A 324-nucleotide genomic window follows, 5' to 3' on the forward strand; every position below is an offset into this window, starting at 1 on the left:
GGGCAGAGGGATATTATGTAAGTACGGTTGGACTAAATGAAGCCACAATTAAGAAATATATACAAGAACAGGAAAAACATGATATAGCACTTGATAAGTTGAGTGTAAAAGAGTATGAAGATCCCTTTAGGGATAATGGCAAGTAGTACGAATGCCTCTTTAAGAGGCTAGTGACGAGTCAAAAGCAGTGAGGCTTGAACAAAGTGAAAGCCAGCGTCTTTAGGCGCTGGCTGGTGATGTGGGCTTACAGCCCTTGTTCAAACCACCCGTTTGACGGGTGGTCATGATTCGTGTCAACATCTTTTTTTGACTGACCAGTCAAGT

General features: G+C 42.6%; 1 pseudogene. It reads left to right on the forward strand.

Going from position 1 to position 324, the window contains the following annotated elements:
• A pseudogene (locus C1E99_RS13595) lies at positions 1-146 on the forward strand (IS200/IS605 family transposase); the annotation flags it as partial.
• Positions 147-324: the final 178 nt, after the last annotated feature.

The sequence above is a fragment of the Streptococcus suis genome (assembly GCF_002964045.1).
GTDB classification, from domain to species: domain Bacteria; phylum Bacillota; class Bacilli; order Lactobacillales; family Streptococcaceae; genus Streptococcus; species Streptococcus suis_U.